Below are 19,196 nucleotides of genomic sequence, written 5' to 3' on the forward strand. Positions count from 1 at the left end.
AAGCCCTCGTGGCTTTTTTCAACCTCGCCAAGTGCGAAGCAAAGCTTCGCACGGCTCGCAAAATAACGACTTACGTCGATATTTTGCCATCGCATCCCTGCGATGTCGCAGCCCGTTGAGTTCTTCAACAGGCTGCTAAGCCGCCGCACGCCCCCGATTCGTCCGCACGGCCGGCCACTCGGGCCTAGCCCGTCAACTGGCAGATCCGTGGAACTTTCACCTTTTTTGCGGACTTTCGTCGCCGTTGACGCGTTATCTGGTGAACCCCAAACGGTGACGCCTGCGGGGCGACGCCACAGGGACGAAAGCAGGGATCCAGCGCCGGAGGCGTGTGCGATGTGCGTCTTTCAATGTACTTGCGGGATGGTCGTGTCGACCCGCAAACCACAGACGCGATGCATTCGCTGCGGAGCGATCCTGGGTCCTTGCGACCAGTTGGAACTGCGGACGGAACCGAGCAGAGCCCAGAGCGAGGCGCGGAACGATGAAGAGGTGCCGGACAGAGAGGCATGCGACGCCGAGGCGCGTGGCGACAGGCGCCACGCTGCCTTGGCGGCGTATGTAACCGTCGTCATTCTGGCGGCCGCGCGAGCGCTGTGGGAGCGAACCGAGGCCGGGTGAAGCGTTGGAAAAATCAACCAACAACCAACACAGGATTGCTGACAAAGTGCGCACGAGGAACACGGAAATGTCCATGCCCAACAAGAAACCAGAATGTCGCTGCGAATCGCGAGCCCAGGAACCCGTCTTTGGCTCGCCAACCCCCGCCGACGCGCCCGCCCCCTTGCACCGCATTGCCGAAGTGCGTCGTCAGCAGGGCATATCGCTGCGGGCGGCGCGGCAATCGCTGGGATTGACCAGCGAACACGTCCAGCGCCAGGAGCAGGAAGACTACGACCTGCTCTTGAGCGAGCTGTACAAATGGCAGCGCGCATTGGACGTCCCCGTTATGGAATTGCTGGTCGAGCCCAGTCGCCAGTTGTCGCAACCGATTTCCAAACGCGCTTCGATGATCAAGGTGATGAAAACAGCGGCCACGATTCTGGAAGCCGCGCAGCATCCGGAAACCAAGGCGCTGGCCGAACGGCTGAAAGAACAACTGCTCGAAATCATGCCCGAGCTGGAAGGCGTGTCGGCCTGGCCTTCGGTCGGTCAGCGCCGCTCTTTGGACGAAATGGGGCGCATCGCGCAGCATCCGCTATCGTTCGCCCCTTTTGACGACTATTGATCGGACCTTTGCTGGCCGTCGATGCGGCGCGCGGTCGTCGTGTCAGCGAGCCGGGCGGCGATAATCTCGGCCACGACTCGATGGCCGGCCGGATTCCAGTGGCCGTCTTTGGCAATGATCAAGCGATCGACCTTGCCCGACGCCTTGGCCTCGAGCATTCCCGGCAACAGGTCGAGCACTTCGATATCGGTGTCCTTCGTGCATTCCCCAAATGCCTGCCGGAAGGCGGCTTCTCGCCGAGTCGACGCTTCGTCGCGTCCCTCGTCCAACTCTGCCACGCCGGGAACATAGGCGACGATGAACCTCACCTTGCGCTCGGCGCAATCGCGATGCCAACATTCCAGGTAATGCCGCGCGATGGCGACTTGCACGGCGGCTTCGTTGCTCAGCGGCGCCGATGCCATCGGTGACGATGCGGCACTCGCCGCACGTTCGGCCGTCGCGCGACCGTCGGCCGTCCCCGGCGCGGAAACAACCGCGTGCGCCGACTTAGCCGCCAGGCTCGCCCGGCGCTCCTCCTCCTGCTTCGTCTCCGCCCCCTTCGCGGCCTCGGCGGCCGCAATCGCTTTGGCTTCGGCGCGACGCAGCCGTCTTTCGAGTTGCCAACGGTTCGCAACGTACGCCACATAGTTGAACAAGTACGACGACTCCTGCAGCGTTCGTCGCCAGCCCCCGTGCAAGGGACTGACCACCGGTTGCGGCACGATCTTTCTATCAACGATCTTCGCCGTCCGCGTTCCCTCGACGTTATCGGCCAGATCATTTCCGTAAAACGCCAGCAGCACGACGTCTCCCGGCTGCAAATGTTCGCGGCGCTCGGCCGCGAACAACTCGTATTGCGCCAGTGTGCCGGTGCCGTTGATGCCATAATTTTCGACGCGCCAGTCGGTCGTCCGCCGGCTGAGCTGATCGGTGAAAACTTCCCCCTGCTCGACCCCCCAGCCCCACACGAACGAATCGCCGAAGACGGCCAGGTGGCGCACGCCCGCGCTTTCCGGCTTTTGAAACTCCTGGCGGCGAAATCCGGCATCGTCGTGCACGATCAGCACGTCGAACTCCGGTGTCTTGAAGCGGCCGCGAAAGCCCGGCTTGCCGCGGTGGCCGGTCACCGGATTCGATTCGTGGAAGCTGCCCATCGCGTTGACATAGGCAGGGCTGTAACCGGCCAGGCGCAAGCCGATTTCCGCGATTGCCAGACCGACCATGATCGATCCGGCCAACATGGCAATCTTCCCCGCCGCAATGCGCGGCGACGAACGTGCGACAGGCCGAAGAGGAGCGGAAACTTCCATGCGATTTTTTGCCCCTGAGGAGTCTCGGTGTGACGGACGCGTGGATGCTGGCGGCGGGCGCGGGGGGGTAGCGTACTAAACCGCGGGAATCTGGGCAATGCGAGTCGGCCACTCGCGTCCTACAGTCGTTGCGCGCGTCAAAAGCTCACCGGGCCGGCCAGCCCTCTTACGAAGAGGTAATCCACGGGAAACCTCGGCCCCGCCAGCCGGGGCGCGAAAAAGATAGCGTTTCGATGGGCAGTCACCACCGAGACGCATCTACCTGAGGAGAACCACCCATGACTCGCCGCACGATCGTCGCCAGCCTCGTCTTTGCTACCGCGTTGTTCCTGGCCCCCCTTCAAGTGCTTGCTCATGGCGGCGGTGGTGGCGGAGGGGGTAAGGGGGGTGGTGGAGGCGGTGGCGGCGGCGGGCACCACGGCGGCGGTGGCGGTGGCGGCGTGGGCCATCACAGCGGCGGCGGACATCACGATCATGCCGCCCATCATCACGAACACCACCATGATCATCACGGCGAGCATCATCACCATCACGAGCATCATGCCGGGACCGGCAATCTCGCAGGCGGGCTCGGTGGCACGACCATGAACGGTACAAGCGTGAACGGCGCGAGCGGCGGAACATTGAGCGGCGCCCAGAATGCCGTCCGCAACGACGCCCAGGCCACGGCGCAAGCCCGGCAAAATCTCAATAGCGCGATCACGGCCATGCGCGGCCAGCGACAGACCGTCGATAAAGATCGCGCCGCTGTGCGACAAGACATGAAGAGCGGCAATACTGCCCAGCTCAAGCAGGACCTGTCGCAACTGCGCACCGCGCAACAAGCATTACGGACGGATCGTCAGCAGGTAGGCCGCGACGAACGGACCCTGCGCCGCGATGACCACCAACTAAATGCCGCGCGGCGCACATTGCACCGCGACGAGCGTGCGGCGTGGCTGGGTGCGAATCGTGGCGCTTCCGGGACGTCGGGAGCATCGGGAGCATCCGGTACTAGCGGCAGCGGCACAACGTCGTCCTTGAGCGGGACGATGGGCACCCCAATGCCGTAAGCTTTAGCGCGATTCACCACGGCGGAGCCCGCCTCGCGGCGCCGTCGTGGTGATTGTCGTTTCGTGAGGGCTCGCGTCACGCCTTTTCGCGGCGGGCTTCGCGCCAGTCGGCGAACCACTGGATGACGTAGAAGAATACCGGCGTAAGGAAGATCCCGAACACGGTCACGCCGAGCATGCCCGCAAAGACCGCCGTCCCCAGTGTGCGGCGCATCTCGGCGCCGGCCCCTTCGCTGAGCACCAGCGGCACGACGCCGAAGATGAATGCGAACGAGGTCATGATAATCGGCCGTAACCGCAGCCGGCAGGCCGCCAATGTCGCTTCGAAGCGGTTCACCCCGGCCACCTGGCGCGAGCGGGCAAACTCGACGATCAAAATCGCGTTCTTGCACGCCAGCCCGACCAACACCACGAAACCAATCTGCGTAAAGATGTTGATGTCCATCCGCGCGACGATCACGCCCGCCACCGAACAGAGCAAGCACATCGGCACCACGAGAATCACGGCCAGCGGCAGGGACCAGCTTTCGTACTGAGCCGCCAAAACCAGAAACACCAGCACCACGGCCAGAATGAAAGCGAACATGGCCGTGTTGCCCACGCGCCGCTGCAAGAACGCCAGCTCGGTCCATTCGGCACGCATCGAGGGAGCGAGATTCGATTCGGCGACTTCCTGCAAGAGGTCGATCGCCTCGCCCGAGCTGGTCCCGGGCGCAGCGTCGGCATTGATGAACGAAGCCGAGTACAGGTTGTAGCGCACCAGCATCACGGGCCCGCTGATCTCGCGCACCTGCGTGAAGGCCGAAAACGGCACCATCTGCCCCTGTTTGCCCGGCACGTACAGCCGTTTCAAATCGTCGGGCTGCATGCGATAGCGGGCGTCGGCCTGCACGTTCACCTGCCAGGTGCGTCCAAAGCGATTGAAATCGTTGACGTACAGCGAACCGAAGTTCACCTGCAGCGTGTTGAAGACATCGGTCATCGAGATGTCCATCGCCTTCACGGCCGCGCGATCGATATCGAGGTACAGCCAGGTTGTATTGGCGCGGACGCTGGTGAACAGATCGCGCAAGCCGTGTGTGTCGGCGCCTTGCTTGACGATGTCGGTGCTGACGGCTTCCAAGGCCGGCAGCCCGGTATCGGCGCGATCTTCGATCACGATCTTGAATCCGCCGGCGGTGCCCAGCCCGTCGATCGGCGGAGCGCCGAGAATATTGACCTCGCCGTCGCGCACCTCGTTTTCGAACAGCACTTTCAGCTCATCGGCGATCGTATCCGCCGTCAGATGATGCGGGGCGCGCTCGTGAAACTCGTCGAGCATGACGTACATCGAGCCGAAATTCGGCGCATTAGCGCCCATCAGCAGCGACTGCCCGGCGATGGCCACCGTGTGGCTGACGCCATCGACCTTGCCAGCGAGCTCTTCAATGGCGTGCATCGTCTCTTCGGTGCGCGCCAAGGAGGCCGAGTCGGGCAGCCGTACGTTGACGATCAAATAGCCCTTGTCGTGCGACGGGATGAAGCCGGTCGGCGTCTCGGCAAACATCTTGTAGGTAAGCACCATCAGCCCGCCATACAGGACGAGCACGATCAGGCTCGTTCGCAGCATGAATCCCACGGTGGCCACGTAGCCGCCGGTCAGCAAATTAAAGCCGGCATTGAAAACGCGGAAAACGAACAAGAGCGCGGCATTGATCAGTCCCGCCGCGAACCATATCACCACGCCCCCGACCGCCCCGCCGATCCACGGCCAAGGGGAACCAAGCCCCAAAGGCAAATCATTCAGGACAGCGGCCGGAAACCAAATCGGCAACCACGGCGCCAGGTACTGGCTGCCGGCCCACACGCCGGCAAGGGCCAGGCCGATACGCGGCAGCGCCTCGCCGTGGCCGCTCGATCGCGGCCGCAACAACAGCACGGCCAGCGCCGGGCTGAGAGTCAACGAATTGAACGCGGAAATGATCGTCGAAATGGCGATCGTCACCGCAAACTGCCGGAAAAATTGCCCAATGACCCCCGAGATGAACGCGCACGGCACGAACACGGCCGTGAGCACAAGTCCCACCGCAATCACCGGCCCCGCCACCTCCTGCATCGCCTGGACGGCGGCGTCGCGCGGCGACATACCGTGCTCGATGTGATGCTCGATCGCCTCGACCACCACGATGGCGTCGTCCACGACGATGCCCACCGCCAAAACGAGGCCGAACAGCGTCAGCGTATTGAGACTGAAGCCGGCAGCGACCATGGCGGCGAAAGTGCCGACAATGGCCACGGGCACGGCCACCAGGGGAATGATCGCGGCGCGCCAACCTTGCAGAAAGACCAGCACCACGATGGCCACCAGCACCACGGCGTCGCGCAGCGCTAGAAAAACTTCATTGACCGATTCCCTGATGAATGGCGTCGTGTCGTAGACGATCGCGTAGTCGACCCCTTCGGGAAACCTGTTCTTCAGTTCCTCCATCTTATTCTGCACTTGCTCGGCCGTATCGAGGGCGTTCGAGCCCGGGCGCTGATAGATCGAAAGCGCCACCGAGGCCTGCCCGTCGAGCGTGCAGATCTGGTCGTACGCCAGCGCGCCAAGCTCGATCTTCGCCACATCGCGTAAGCGGATAATGCGCCGGTCGGTGTCGGCCCGCAGGATCATGTCGCCGAAGTCCGTTTCCTCGGCCAGTCGGCCCAGGGTGGTCATGGTGTACTGAAAGACCTGGCCCGTCGGAGCCGGCGGCTGGCCGATTTGCCCAGCCGCTACTTGCGTGTTTTGCTGTTCGATCGCCCGCACCACGTCGGCCGAGCTGATGCCGCGCATGGCCATCTGCTGCGGGTCGAGCCAGACGCGCATGCTGTAGTCGCGCTGTCCTAGAAAGGCGATCGCCCCCACGCCCGGCAGACGCGACAGCTCGTCGCGCAGCTGAATCGTGGCGTAGTTGCTCAGATAAAGATTGTCGCGCGAGCCGTTGGGCGAGAACAAGTTCACGATCATCAGCACGCTGGGCGATTTCTTCTTGACCGTCACGCCGCGGCGTTTGACCAGGTCGGGCAGAATCGGCTCGGCCAGCGAAACGCGGTTCTGCACCATCACCTGCGCCATGTTCAGATCGGTGCCCGGCTCGAACGTGACGGTCAGCACGTAGTTGCCGTCGTTGGTGCATTGGCTCGAAAGATACATCATGCTTTCGACGCCGTTCACCTGCTGCTCGATCGGCGCGGCGACCGTGTCGGCCACGACGTGCGCGTTGGCGCCGGGATAAGTCGTCGAAACTTCGACCGTGGGGGGCGTGATCTCGGGATATTGCGTAACCGGTAGAGCGAAAATCGCGATGGCGCCGGCCAGCGTAATCACGACCGACAACACCGTGGCAAAAATCGGTCGATCGATGAAGAATTTAGAAAACACGGTCGCTCGTCGTCAGTAGGTGGGGACTGTTAATGCGGTATTCCGTAGCGGGACGTCCTGGATTCTCACGTCTCGCGTCGATGAGGCGTTTGCTGGGGCGGACCATGCGGCGTCGCACCGTTGCTGGGCGACACGGACGGACCGTTCGCAGACGGCACGGCCGCGTCCTTCGTAGAATGCGCACGTTCCGGCCGTGGGTCGGCTGCCGGTGATGCCGGCGGACGTGTCGTCGGTCGCACCGCCAACTTGCGCCGCGGGATCACGCGCGTGGCAGCCCAGCGCCCGGCGTGCCACCAGCTCCGCGGCTGCAAGACGGCCAGTGCACCGGCGGCGGCGCGTGCCAGCGGGCCTTGCGTGAAAACGTGCCAATGCGACATGCGGTCGATCACCGCGAAGAATATGGGCGTGAGCAAAATCCCGAAGAACGTTACGCCCAGCATGCCAGAAAAGACCGCCGTGCCCAAAGCGCGGCGCATCTCGGCGCCAGCGCCGGTGGCCACGACCAGCGGCAGCACGCCAAGGATAAAGGCGAACGACGTCATCAAAATCGGGCGCAGACGCAGTTGGCAGGCCTGCATCACCGCATCGCGGAGCACGATGCCTTCTTCGCGCCGGTACTTGGCAAACTCGACGATCAGAATCGCGTTCTTACAAGCCAGCCCGATGAGCACCACGAAGCCGACTTGCGTGAAGATATTGATGTCCATGTTGGCGATCGCCACGCCGGCGATCGAGCACAGGACGCACATCGGCACGACCAGGATCACGGCCAATGGCATCGACCAGCTTTCGTACAGCGCGGCCAGCACCAGGAACACGAACACCACCGAGAACGCAAACACCACCATGCCCGTGTTGCCCGAAAGCTGCTCGAGGTACGCCAGCTCGGTCCATTCGATCGACATCGAATTCGGCAGTTCGTGCTGCGCGACGTTTTCCAACGCTGCGATCGCCTGGCCGGTGCTGAAACCGGGGGCCGCGTTGCCGTTGATGCCGGCGGCCGGGTACATGTTGTAGCGCGTAAGAACCAGCGGCCCGCCGACCGACGACACCTGCGCCAATGTTCCCAGCGGCACCATCGTTCCCGAGGGATTACGAATGCGCAACCGTTTGACGTCCTCGACCTGGTCGCGGAAATGCGTGTCCGCCTGCACGATCACCTGCCAGGTGCGCCCGAAGCGATTGAAATCGTTGACGTACCGCGAGCCAAGATAGGACTGCAACGCATCGAACAACTCGGCCAGGCTGATACCCGCCGACAGGCAGGCCTTGCGATCGACGTCGATGTACAACTGCGGCGAATCGGTCTTATAGACCGTGAACAAGCCGGCCAGCCCGGTAGTCTCGTTACCCTTGGCCACCATGTTGTCGGTCTGGCGCTGCAGCTCGACGAGCCCCAGGTCGCCGCGGTCCTCGACCATGAACTTGAAACCGCCGGCGCGCCCCAAGCCCGACACCGCGGGCGGCGGAAAAACATTCACCAAGGCATCGCGCACCTCGGCCGCAAACTGCTTACGCAGCGACGCCATGATCGCGTCGGCGGTCAGATCGGGCGATTGTCGCTCGTCGAAATCGTCGAGAATGATGAACATCGAGCCAAAGCTCGAGCCATAAGCACTCAGCATGAAGGAATTGCCGATCACCGAGTTCACGTTCTTGACGCCCGGCGTCTCCATCACGATCCGCTCGATCGTGGCCATCGCGTCCGAGGTGCGTCCCTGGCTCGTCGAGTCGGGCATTTGCACGCTGGCGACGAGATATCCCTTGTCCTGCGAGGGAATGAAACCGGCCGGCAACTGGCCGTAGCCCCAGTAGGTCAGCCAGAGCAGGCCGCCATAGATAGCCAGCACGATGACTGGCACGCGCAGCAAGCCGCCAACCACGCCCAGGTAACCGCGCGTCGAGGTGCGCACGCCGAAATTGAAGAACCGAAAGAACCAGCCAAATAGCAAGTCGAGCAACCGCGTCAGTACATCCTGCTTTCCTTCACGCGGCCGCAACAACAGCGCCGCTAAGGCCGGGCTGAGACTTAGCGAGTTGATCGTGGAAATCACGGTCGAAATCGCGATCGTCAAGGCAAACTGCCGGAAGAACTGTCCGACGATGCCCGAAATAAACGCGCAAGGGATGAACACCGCCGACAGCACGAGGCCCACGGCAATGATCGGTCCGGCCACTTCGTCCATGGCGCGAATCGCGGCGTCGCGCGGCTGCAGGCCATGCTCGATGTGATATTCGACGGCCTCCACGACCACGATCGCATCGTCGACGACAATGCCGATGGCCAGCACCAGGCCAAAGAGTGTCAAATTGTTGAGACTGAAACCCACGAGGGCCATCGCGGCGAACGTTCCGACGATGGCCACGGGCACCGCAATCAGCGGAATGATCGAGGGCCGCCACCCCTGCAGGAAAACCAGCACCACCAGCGCGACCAAGAACACCGAATCGCGCAGCGCCTTGAACACTTCGCTCACCGACTCGCGAATGTACGGCGTCGTGTCGTAACCGATTTCATAGACCACGCCGTCCGGAAAATCGTGAGACAACTCGGCCATCTTGGCCTTCACATGGTCGGCCGTATCGAGCGCATTGGCGTCGGGCAACTGAAAGATGGCCAGGCCGACGGTCGGCTTGCCGTCGAAACGGTTGCTGATGTCCTCGCTACGGGCCCCCAATTCAACGCGGCCCACGTCGCGGATCCGCACGCTGCGCCGGTCGGCCGTGAACTTGATGACGATGTTTTCGAATTCCTCGGGCACGGTCAGCCGCCCACGCACCGAGAGCGGCATCTGCTTGACCTGGCCGTCGACGGCCGGAGGCTGGCCGATCTGCCCCAGCGCCACGTGCATATTCTGTTCGCGGATGGCATTGACCACGTCCGTGACTTCGAGATCGCGCGAGGCGAGCTTATCGGGGTCGAGCCAGATGCGCATGCTGTAATCGCGCTGACCAAAGACCAGCACCTCGCTGATGCCCGGCAGTCGCGAGAGCTCGTCGCGAATGCGCATCAGCGCATAGTTGCTGAGGTAAAGCTGGTCGTAGCGGCGGTCAGGCGAGTTAAGGCTGACCGTCAGGAGAATGTCGGGAGAGCGCTTGCGCGTCGTCACGCCGGTTTGCCGCACAACCTCGGGCAAAAGCGGCATGGCCAGCGCCACGCGGTTTTGCACGAGCACTTGCGCCAGGTTCAGATTCACCCCCGGCTTGAACGTTACGGTAAGCGTGTACGAACCGTCGTTGGTGCTCTGCGAAGCCATATACAGCATGTCTTCCACGCCGTTGACCTGCTGCTCGATCGGCGCGGCGACGGTCTGGGCCACCACTTGCGCGCTGGCGCCAGGGTAGTTGCAGTCGACCTGCACCGTTGGTGGAGTGACCGGCGGAAACTGCGCCAAGGGGAGCGTGTAGAAAGCGATGCCGCCGGCCAGCGTGATCAGGATCGACAGCACGGAGGCAAAGATGGGCCGGTCGATGAAAAATCGCGAGAACACGCTGTGTCGCTCACTTGATTACGATCGTCACCAGCCCGCGAGGTTCGGGCGTTGCTGGTCCCGGCACGCTGCTCGGTCGATGCTCACCAGCAGGAGCGGCCGCGCGCTCCGGGTCGTGACTAGCGGGCTGTGGGAGCACTGGGCGGCGGCGCCGAGGCCGCCTTGGCTTCCGCCACCGCCACCGACGGACCCGCCACCGACGGACCCGCCACCGACGGACTCGCCGCCGACGGCCCCTCCGCCGAGGGACGCGGGGCACTGGCCACGGTATCACGCTCAAGCGGGCGAGGATCGACTTCCAAATCCTTCCGCAAACGCTGTAGTCCGGTGACGGCGATCCGATCGTCGAGCGCCAGTCCTTCGGTAATCACGCGGCGGCCGGCCAGCAACATTCCCACTTTCACGCGGCGATAGACGACATGATTCTTGTCATCGATGACATACACAAACCGTTGGCCCTGATCGGTCGCCAGAGCTTCTTCCGGAATGAGCAAGGCCGGATGAGGATCGCCCACCGGGAAGCGGATACGCACGAACAAGCCGGGTGACAACAACCGGGCAGGATTGTTGATCACGGCCCGCAAGCGCAGCGTACCAGTCGTCGGGTCGATCTGATTGTCGACAAAGTCGACTACGCCTGACAGGTTGAACTCCGCTTCGTCCGCGAGCGCCACCTGCACGGTGATCTGCGTCTCGCGATGCGACTTGATACGCCCTTCGCGGACCAGGCGGCGCAGCTTCAACACCGTGCGTTCGTCAATGTCGAAGTACGCGTAGATCGGGTCCATCGAAACAATCGTCGTCAGAATCGTCTCGTCGGCGCGCACCAGGTTGCCCGGATCGACCATGCGTCGGCTGATGCGTCCGTCGATCGGCGAAAGGACGCGCGTGTAGCTGAGATTCAAATCCGCCAATTCCTTCGCGGCTTGCATTCCCTTGAGCGTGGATTTTGCTTCGGCGTGGTCGAAGGTGTACTGGTCGAACTCTTCCTGCGATTTCACGCGGTTTTCGATCAGCGGCGTGGCACGAGCCACCTGGCGGTTCAACCGCTCGATGCGCGATTCATACTGGCTCACGTTGGCCGTAGCTTGATCCGCGGCCGCCTGGAACCAGCGCGGGTCAATCTGGAACAACATGTCGCCCGCCTTCACTTCGGCGCCGTCGGCAAAGAGGACCTTGTCGAGGTAGCCGCTGACCCGAGCTCGAATCTCGACCGTCTTCATGGCAGCCGTGCGGCCCGTGAATTCCTCGTACTCCGACACCGTCTCTTCGGTGGGATGAGTAAAGAGGACTTGCTGCACCTTGGGTGGCGGCGGTCCGGCCGGCTTGCGATTGCACCCCGCCGCCAAGAGACCGATCGCGATGAGGCAAAACACCACACTCGCCGCGCGCAGCGGGTGGGCGAAAGTCGACAATTTGTCGCGGGACGATGCTATATGCGGCATGTTTCGCCGGCTCTTGGCAGCCGTTGAATGCAGGCTAGCGGGGCAACGGCAGGATTTTACGGATGACTGACTAGTCAGTCAGTAGCCCCGTTGGTAGATTATAGGCAGAGCCACTCCTTCTGCAATATCTGCCTGCCAAGACATTTCCAGTGACAGGAGGGTTCAAGCATCAAAGTCCGCCTCGCGGGGGAGCCCGGCGGCCAAGGGGTGGGGAATCAGCGAGGGGTCGGGGGACTCAGGGGCTTTTCGGCGAGCGATTCCATGCCAGCACAGTCAACCACAACTCAAAAGGTGGCCGAACAAGCGGCCACCCGCACGCCCGCGACCGCCGACAGCGCACCGGGTAAACGTGAGGAACGTCGCCAGGCCATTATCGAGGCCGCGGCCCGCCTCTTTGCCGAACAGGGGTACACGGCTTGCGAAATGGAGCGCGTCGCCGCCGAACTGGGCATCGCCAAGGGAACCCTGTATCTCTACTTTTCCAGCAAGGAGGCGCTCTTCTACGCCTGCGTTGATGCCGGCATGAAGCAGATGCAAAGCGCCGTGTTGCAGGCGGCCGACGAAGCGAACAATCCGGTCGATCGAATTGCCCGAGGCATTCGCGCTTATTTGCAATTCTTCGAGGACCATCCCGAGCACGTCGAGCTGTTGATTCAAGAACGGGCGAATTTCAAGGGCCGCAGCCGGCCCACGTATTTCGAGTACCGCGACCAGAACCGGGAAAAGTGGCGACCGGTACATGAAGAAATGATCGCCACAGGGCGTTATCGCGGCGACATTCCCGTCGAGCGCATCATGGACGCCATCGGCAATTTGCTGTACGGCACCATGTTCACGAACCATTTCGTCGGCCGAGCGGTTTCGCTGAACGAGCAGTATCAGTCGCTGCTGGAAATCTTGATGCGCGGCCTGCTCAGCGAAGAGGAGCGCGCCGCCCAAGCTCACCAACCGCTAACGGTTCAAGGTGAGGCGAAATAATCGCCACGGGTCGGATCGCGCGCGACGCAATCTGCCCCGGACGGGCCACATTCGCATTCCACGGCCCCAGCACCTATAATTCCCACACACCCTCTGCGCATCGGGGGAGTCGCTGGCCCGATGTCTTGTAATTCAACTCTTAAGGAGTGCGCCATGCACCCGCGTTGGAATCACCAGGCATTGAGCCTTTTCGCCAGCCTGTTACTCCTCGTCGCCACCTGCGCGCGCGTTCTGGCCGAAGAACAACCCGCCGCCCCGGCCATCGATCCCCAGGCAGCCAAGGTCCTGAGCGACTGGGGCAAGTACACGGCCCAGTTGCAAGGATTTAGCGCGACGATCAAGGCTTCGATGGAGGCCCGGCAAGGAGAATTGTCGCAAGAGCGCGAAGTCACCACGCAAGTGACGGCGCAGCGTCCCAACAAGCTTTCTCTCAACTTGAAAACCGGTCAGGATTCGGCCGACCTGGTTTGCGATGGCAAATCGCTTACGGTGTCGCTGACCACGGCCAAGAAGTACTTCATCGACGAAACGGCAGAACGCGTCAGCAGCTGGTCCAAGATCCTGGAGAATCCCATCGCCGCCGCCATCATTACGCAAGGGAACGCAGGCGCCATCATGGCCGCGCTGTTCGCGGACGACCCAAACGCGAAGCTGCTATCGTCCATTGAATCAGCCACCTACGGCGGCGAGGTCATGCTCGACGGCACGAAATGCCATCTGATCCAGGCCGTCGGCAAGGACACAGACTGGCAACTGTGGATCGACGCCGGCCCTAAGCCGCTCTTGCGCCAATTCGTTCCCGACCTGAACAAGGCCATGGCGAAACTGGCCGCGGCACAAGGCAGGCAGGCGCCGGCCGATTTGCGCATCAAATCGACGTCCGTCTTTACCGATTGGAAGGAGAACCCCACGCTTGCGGCTGACACCTTCGCTTTCAGCCCACCCCTGGGCGCCGTCAAGATCGATAACCCGGCCGACCAGGTCGAGCCGCTGCACCCGCTGCTGGGAAAAGTGGCGCCGCCGATCAATCTCGATCTGCTCGGAGGCGGCAAGCTCGACCTGGCCAGTCTGAAGGACAAGAACATCGTGATCCTCGACTTCTGGGCCACGTGGTGTGGACCGTGCAAACGGGCCATGCCGATCATTGAAAAAGTCGCCGACGAATATAAGAAAAAGGGCGTCCGCCTTTACGCCGTGAACCTTGAAGAATCTGCGGAAGACGTGCAACATTTCGCCGAGCAGTCGGGCATTACCGCCACGATTGCCCTCGATTCCGCCGGAACCGCGGCGCGTGATTATCAAGCCCAGGCCATTCCGCAGACCGTGCTCGTCGGCAAGAACGGTACCGTGCAGGTTGTTCACGTCGGCCTGCTGCCCGATCTGGAGAATCAACTGCGCAAGGAGCTGGACGCGCTCTTGGCGGGCAAGGACCTGGCGGCCGAAGCGAAAGCCAAGGCCGAGAAGGGTAAGCCATCCGCGGCCGAGCCTGTCACGGACGACAAGTAGCTAAAAGCGTTGTTGGCCGTATTCGATCAGTGCCCGGTCGATGATTTTCGTGGCGTAGTACAACACGCACAGCACGCCGAAAGTTGCCAAGATCAGCTCCCAGGGGTAGCGGCGCGTGAAATCGTCGATTGTCGTAAAGGCCAGCTTCTCCGGCCGCCCGACGACGTCCCAGCTGTTGAAGCGCTGAAAGCGCCCCAGGTAAATCCCCAGCGCCACCAACAGGTTCAGCGTCAGCTCGCTCGGTATCACCAGTCGCGTGCGCCCCAGGGCGCGCAAGTAGTCCGTCGCGCGCATGATCGATAGGACATGGGCCTGCCAGCCGGCCAGCATGAAGACCGCGTATTGCGGAATCAGTACCAGCGCCACGCTCCACACGGGAATGTACGGCTCACGGCGAATACGGTGTACCAGGTGCAAGACGTCGGTCAGCGTGTAGGCCGAATTCGGCAGAAAGAGGCAAAACACCACAACCCCCAGCCACCACAGGACCCCGCGCCGCCAGCGCGGCGGAAACAGCAGAATCGCCAGCGCCAAAGGGACCAGGGCCAGCACGGCGTTCCACCCCATCCCGAAGTCGGGCTCGAGCACGCGGCGAACCGTCTCCAAATCGAAATGCATGGGCGTCAACTATTGCGGCCAGGAGGGGATTTGCGCGCACGGGGTTGCAAAAGCGTAGCACAACCGCCGGGGCGCGGCGGGTGAACAAGATCATCGCCCGTTTTTTGGCTGCGATTCCCGCTGCGTGTACACTGGAGGCCATGAAAGAATCCACCGCTCACGGCCGCATCGCCCGGGCTGGTTTGATCGTGGCCATTCTTGCCGCCGCATTGCTTGGCAACACGATCGCCAGCCGCGCCGACAAGGCCGCCCTCCCCTCGGCCATCGATCGGCGTGCCGACGCCACCTGGAAGGCCGCCCTGCAAATCTGGGAATGGGCCGAGCCCGGGTACCAGGAAGAAAAATCCTCGGCCCTGTTGGCCAACATGCTCGAGGCCGAGGGCTTCGAGGTCGAACGCGGCGTAGCCGGAATTCCCACCGCCTTCACGGCCACGGCCGGCAGTGGGCGCCCCGTGATCGCGATCCTGGGCGAGTACGACGCCCTACCGGGCTTGTCGCAACAAGCCGTGCCCGAGCGAGCGCCGCGCGTGCCGGGCGGCTACGGCCAGGCGTGCGGGCATCATCTATTTGGCGCTGCCTCGGCCGCTGCCGCGATCGCCGTGGCCGAGGAACTAAAGAAAGAAAAGCTATCCGGGACGGTGCGCTTTTATGGTTGCCCGGCCGAGGAAGGGGGCGCGGCGAAAACGTTCATGGTTCGCGCCGGCTTGTTCAACGATGTCGACGCAGCGCTGCACTGGCACCCCGGCAACCGTAACGCGGCGGGCGACGCCACGTGTCTGGCCCGCATCGCGGCGAAATTTCGTTTCCGCGGCACAAGCGCCCACGCGGCGGCCTCGCCCGAGCAGGGGCGCTCGGCCCTGGATGCCGTCGAGCTGACGAATCATGCTTCGGAGCTGTTGCGCGAACACACGCCCGACCTGACCAGGATTCACCACGTGATCACGGCCGGCGGCGGCGCGCCGAACGTCGTGCCCGACTTTGCCGAAGTGTGGTTTTACGTCCGGCATCCGCAGGCCGATGTTGCAAAATCGGTTTATCAACGCTTGTTGAAGTGTGCCGAAGCCGGAGCGCTCGCCACCGAAACGAAGCTGGAAGTCGATTACCTGGGAGGTACGCACGAGCTGGTGCCGAACGATATCCTGTCGCGGATTACGCTCGCCAACCTGCGCGAGCTGAACGACCTGAGCTTTACGCCCGAGGAGGAGCTTTTCGCGGCCCGCATAGCCACGACGCTCGCGAAACCGGCGCCGCTCGATGGCCTGCGCGAGGTGACCGACTTCAAAGGAGGCCAGAACAAGGGTTCGACCGACGTGGGCGACGTCTCTTGCGTGGTGCCGACGACCGGCTTTTCGACCGTCTGCTGGGTGCCCGGCACGCCGGGCCACAGTTGGCAGGCGACGGCCGCCGGCGGAACGACGATCGGACGCAAAGGCATGCTGCTGGCGGCGAAAGTCTTGGCGGCCACGGCTTACGACCTGAGCACCAATCCCGAAGCGGTGGCGGCCGCGAAAGACGAGCTGGCGCGGCGCGTCGGCGCCGAGGGTTATCAGACGCTGCTCGTGCCGGGGCAAAAGCCTCCTTTGGATTATCGCAAGGCTCCTGTCGCGACCAGCGTGGCGGAGTGACGTAGGTGTCTCCGGATGATAATTGCCATTTCAAAGGGTCGGATGGGTGCCACGGGTGGCTTGCCCACCAGTGAAGTACACGCCGCAGGCACTGGTCGACAAGCTGCCAGTAGCACACTCGGTTGATGAACTCAGGTGGTGATCTCATGAGCCAACTTCCGTATTCATGCATCATCGGCGCGGGTTCGAGCGGCATTACGACTGCCAAGGCACTGCTCGAACGCGGTTTGCCCTTCGACTGTTTCGACCGCAGCGACGACGTCGGCGGCAACTGGTACTTCAACAATCCCAACCAGGTCAGTAGCGCCTATCGGTTGTTGCACATCGACACGTCGAAGTCGCGGATGCAGTACTCCGACTTTCCGATGCCGGAAAACTACCCGAACTACGCCCATCACACGCAGGTACTCGCTTACTTTCGCAGTTATGCCGACCATTTCGGCGTGCGCAAGCGCGTGACCTTCAACACCGGCGTGGAGCATGCCACGCGCGATCCCGATGGACTGTGGCGCGTGCGCTTGTCGACCGGCGAAGAGCGACGGTACGACGCGCTGTTCGTCTGCAACGGGCATCATTGGGATCCGCGCTGGCCCGAGCCGGCTTTTCCCGGCACCTTCGATGGCGCGGCGATCCACTCGCACTATTATCGCGACGCCGAGGACTTCCGCGGCAAGAACGTGCTCATTCTCGGCATGGGCAATAGCGCCATGGATATCTCGGTCGAGTGCAGCTATGTGGCGAACAAGGTGTTCCTCGCCGCCCGGCGCGGAGCCCACATCATCCCGAAGTACCTGCTCGGTCGCCCCGCCGACAAGTGGGTCATACCCTGGCTGCCGTGGTGGCTGGGCCGGAAGTTCCTTGCGCCGCTCTTGCGATTGCAGGTCGGTCGCATGGAGGATTATGGGCTGCCCAAGCCCGATCACAAGCTTTTCGAGGCGCACCCGAGCGTGTCGAGCGTGATCCTCGACCGCATCGCCCACGGCGACATCGTCCCCAAGCCCAACATCGCGGCCTTGGAGGGAAAACGCGTCCGCTTCGTCGACGGCTCGAGCGAACCGGTCGATGCCATCATTTACTGCACGGGCTATAAGGTGTCGTTTCCGTTCTTCGACGAAGACTTCATCTCCGCGCCCGACAACGATCTGCCTTTGTATTTGCGGATCTTCAAGCCCGAGATCGATAACCTGTTCTTCATGGGGCTGTTCCAGCCGCTGGGCGCGATCTTTCCCGCGACCGAGAAGCAGGCGTGCCTGGCCGGTGAATACCTGTGCGGGCGTTATGCGCTTCCCACGGCCGACGCCATGCAGAAAGCGATCGAAACCGATCGCCAGGCCATGTTCCGCCGCTACGTGAAATCAAAACGGCACACGATGCAGGTCGATTTCGACGCTTTCATGGCGCACCTCAAGCGCGAGATGAACGCCGGGGCGCGACGGGCCGCGGCCAATGGCAACCGCTTGCCCATCGCAGCGCGTGCGCGCGCCGACGCTGCCGGAGCACCCGCTTCGAGCGTACCCGCCCCGCATTCCGAGTTGCCACGCGGAACGAGGCAACCCACGGCCGATGGCAGATAGCTCCCGATCCCAGCCGCGCACGCTGCACGTTATCGCCAACGGCAAAATCGCCGGCGATCCGCGCCTCCGCGAAGCGGTGCGCGTGGTGCGCGAGCGTGGGCATCAAGTGTGCGTCAGCGTAACCTGGGAAGCAGGCGACGCGGCGAGTTTGGTCGGCGCTGCCGCCATCGCGAGTGCCGACGGCGTCGTCGCCGCTGGCGGCGATGGCACGATCAACGAAGTCGTCTCAGGCCTCGTCGGTCTTTCACAATCGAGTTCGCCACCCAACCGGCTCCCGGCGCTCGGCATCGTCCCGATGGGCACAGCCAACGACTTTGCCCGCGGCTGCGGCGTACCGACCGATGACCTGACCGAAGCGCTACTGAACGTGGCCGAGGGCGTGGCGACGCCGATCGACGCGGGCCGCGTCAACGGGCGGACCTTCGTGAATGTCGCCACGGGTGGTTTTGGCACCCAGGTCACGGTCGAAACTCCGCCGGAAGTGAAACGCCTGTTGGGGCGCGTGGCCTATTTGGTTTCCGGCGTGGTGTCAATCGGCCGGCTGCAGGCGCGGACGATTCGAGTCCGCGCGCCCGACTTCGAGTGGCAAGGCGCCACGTACGTGTTCGCCGTCGGTAACGGGCGGCAGGCGGGCGGCGGCTTTCAGATGTGCGAGCACGCGCTACTCAACGACGGACTTTTGGATCTGATGATCGTGCCCGACGTTCCCTATGATCAGGCACTCGACCTGCTGCGTGAATTGCTGTCGCCGCCGCCCCACACGAATTATCAAAGCGTGATCTATCGGCAGGTCCCCTGGGTCGAGATATCTTCTACGGCCGGGCTGGCCATGAATCTTGACGGCGAGCCCTTGCAGGCCGAAAACTTTCACTTCGAAATGGCGCCACAGGCCATCTCGTGTTATCTGCCCGCGGACGCGCCCTTAGTGCGCGCAGATCAGGCCCTTTCGCCGCGCGGTTAATTCGCCGCTTTCTCTGCGGTTACACC

General features: G+C 62.9%; 12 protein-coding genes. 7 read left to right on the forward strand and 5 right to left on the reverse strand.

From position 1 onward, the window contains the following. Nucleotides 1-688: 688 nt before the first annotated feature. Complete coding sequence (locus VHD36_16150; GenBank protein ID HVU88856.1) at nt 689-1,228, forward strand: hypothetical protein; 540 nt, start codon at nt 689-691, stop codon at nt 1,226-1,228. Here VHD36_16150 and VHD36_16155 read toward each other — a convergent pair. Continuing rightward, entirely contained in the window at nt 1,222-2,451 is a 1,230-nt protein-coding gene (locus tag VHD36_16155) for an SGNH/GDSL hydrolase family protein (GenBank protein HVU88857.1), read from the reverse strand. The genes VHD36_16150 and VHD36_16155 overlap by 7 nt on opposite strands. A 347-nt stretch (nt 2,452-2,798) precedes the next feature. On the opposite strand from VHD36_16155, the gene VHD36_16160 reads away from it, so the two are divergent. After that, nucleotides 2,799-3,572 (forward strand): hypothetical protein, encoded by a 774-nt coding sequence (locus VHD36_16160; protein ID HVU88858.1) that lies wholly within the window; start codon nt 2,799-2,801, stop codon nt 3,570-3,572. A gap of 76 nt (nt 3,573-3,648) precedes the next feature. Here VHD36_16160 and VHD36_16165 read toward each other — a convergent pair whose 3' ends face one another. The 3 genes from VHD36_16165 to VHD36_16175 all read right to left on the reverse strand — a co-directional run bounded on the left by VHD36_16165 (nt 3,649) and on the right by VHD36_16175 (nt 11,908). Beyond that, on the reverse strand, nt 3,649-6,972 hold the full coding sequence (locus VHD36_16165; GenBank protein HVU88859.1) for a multidrug efflux RND transporter permease subunit: 3,324 nt from the start codon (nt 6,970-6,972) through the stop codon (nt 3,649-3,651). A gap of 65 nt (nt 6,973-7,037) precedes the next feature. Next, entirely contained in the window at nt 7,038-10,463 is a 3,426-nt protein-coding gene (locus tag VHD36_16170; GenBank protein ID HVU88860.1) for a multidrug efflux RND transporter permease subunit, read from the reverse strand. A 119-nt stretch (nt 10,464-10,582) separates the two neighbouring features. Then, complete coding sequence (locus VHD36_16175; protein ID HVU88861.1) at nt 10,583-11,908, reverse strand: efflux RND transporter periplasmic adaptor subunit; 1,326 nt, start codon at nt 11,906-11,908, stop codon at nt 10,583-10,585. Between the two features lie 261 nt (nt 11,909-12,169). Between VHD36_16175 and VHD36_16180 the strand changes: the two genes are divergently transcribed. Next, nucleotides 12,170-12,886 carry a TetR/AcrR family transcriptional regulator gene (locus VHD36_16180; GenBank protein HVU88862.1) on the forward strand — a complete coding sequence of 239 codons (717 nt, stop codon included), beginning with the start codon at nt 12,170-12,172 and terminating at the stop codon, nt 12,884-12,886. Between the two features lie 153 nt (nt 12,887-13,039). After that, on the forward strand, nt 13,040-14,392 hold the full coding sequence (locus VHD36_16185; GenBank protein ID HVU88863.1) for a DUF2092 domain-containing protein: 1,353 nt from the start codon (nt 13,040-13,042) through the stop codon (nt 14,390-14,392). Here VHD36_16185 and VHD36_16190 read toward each other — a convergent pair whose 3' ends face one another. Next, on the reverse strand, nt 14,393-15,010 hold the full coding sequence (locus VHD36_16190) for a DUF1361 domain-containing protein (GenBank protein ID HVU88864.1): 618 nt from the start codon (nt 15,008-15,010) through the stop codon (nt 14,393-14,395). It abuts the gene before it with no gap. A 140-nt stretch (nt 15,011-15,150) separates the two neighbouring features. On the opposite strand from VHD36_16190, the gene VHD36_16195 reads away from it, so the two are divergent. The 3 genes from VHD36_16195 to yegS all read left to right on the forward strand — a co-directional run bounded on the left by VHD36_16195 (nt 15,151) and on the right by yegS (nt 19,170). Further along, complete coding sequence (locus tag VHD36_16195; protein ID HVU88865.1) at nt 15,151-16,635, forward strand: amidohydrolase; 1,485 nt, start codon at nt 15,151-15,153, stop codon at nt 16,633-16,635. 146 nt (nt 16,636-16,781) lie between these two features. Further along, complete coding sequence (locus tag VHD36_16200; GenBank protein ID HVU88866.1) at nt 16,782-18,209, forward strand: NAD(P)-binding domain-containing protein; 1,428 nt, start codon at nt 16,782-16,784, stop codon at nt 18,207-18,209. Continuing rightward, complete coding sequence (yegS, locus tag VHD36_16205; GenBank protein ID HVU88867.1) at nt 18,199-19,170, forward strand: lipid kinase YegS; 972 nt, start codon at nt 18,199-18,201, stop codon at nt 19,168-19,170. Before VHD36_16200 ends, yegS begins: the two co-directional genes overlap by 11 nt. Nucleotides 19,171-19,196: the final 26 nt, after the last annotated feature.

The organism is Pirellulales bacterium, from assembly GCA_035546535.1.
GTDB lineage: Bacteria > Planctomycetota > Planctomycetia > Pirellulales > JACPPG01 > JACPPG01.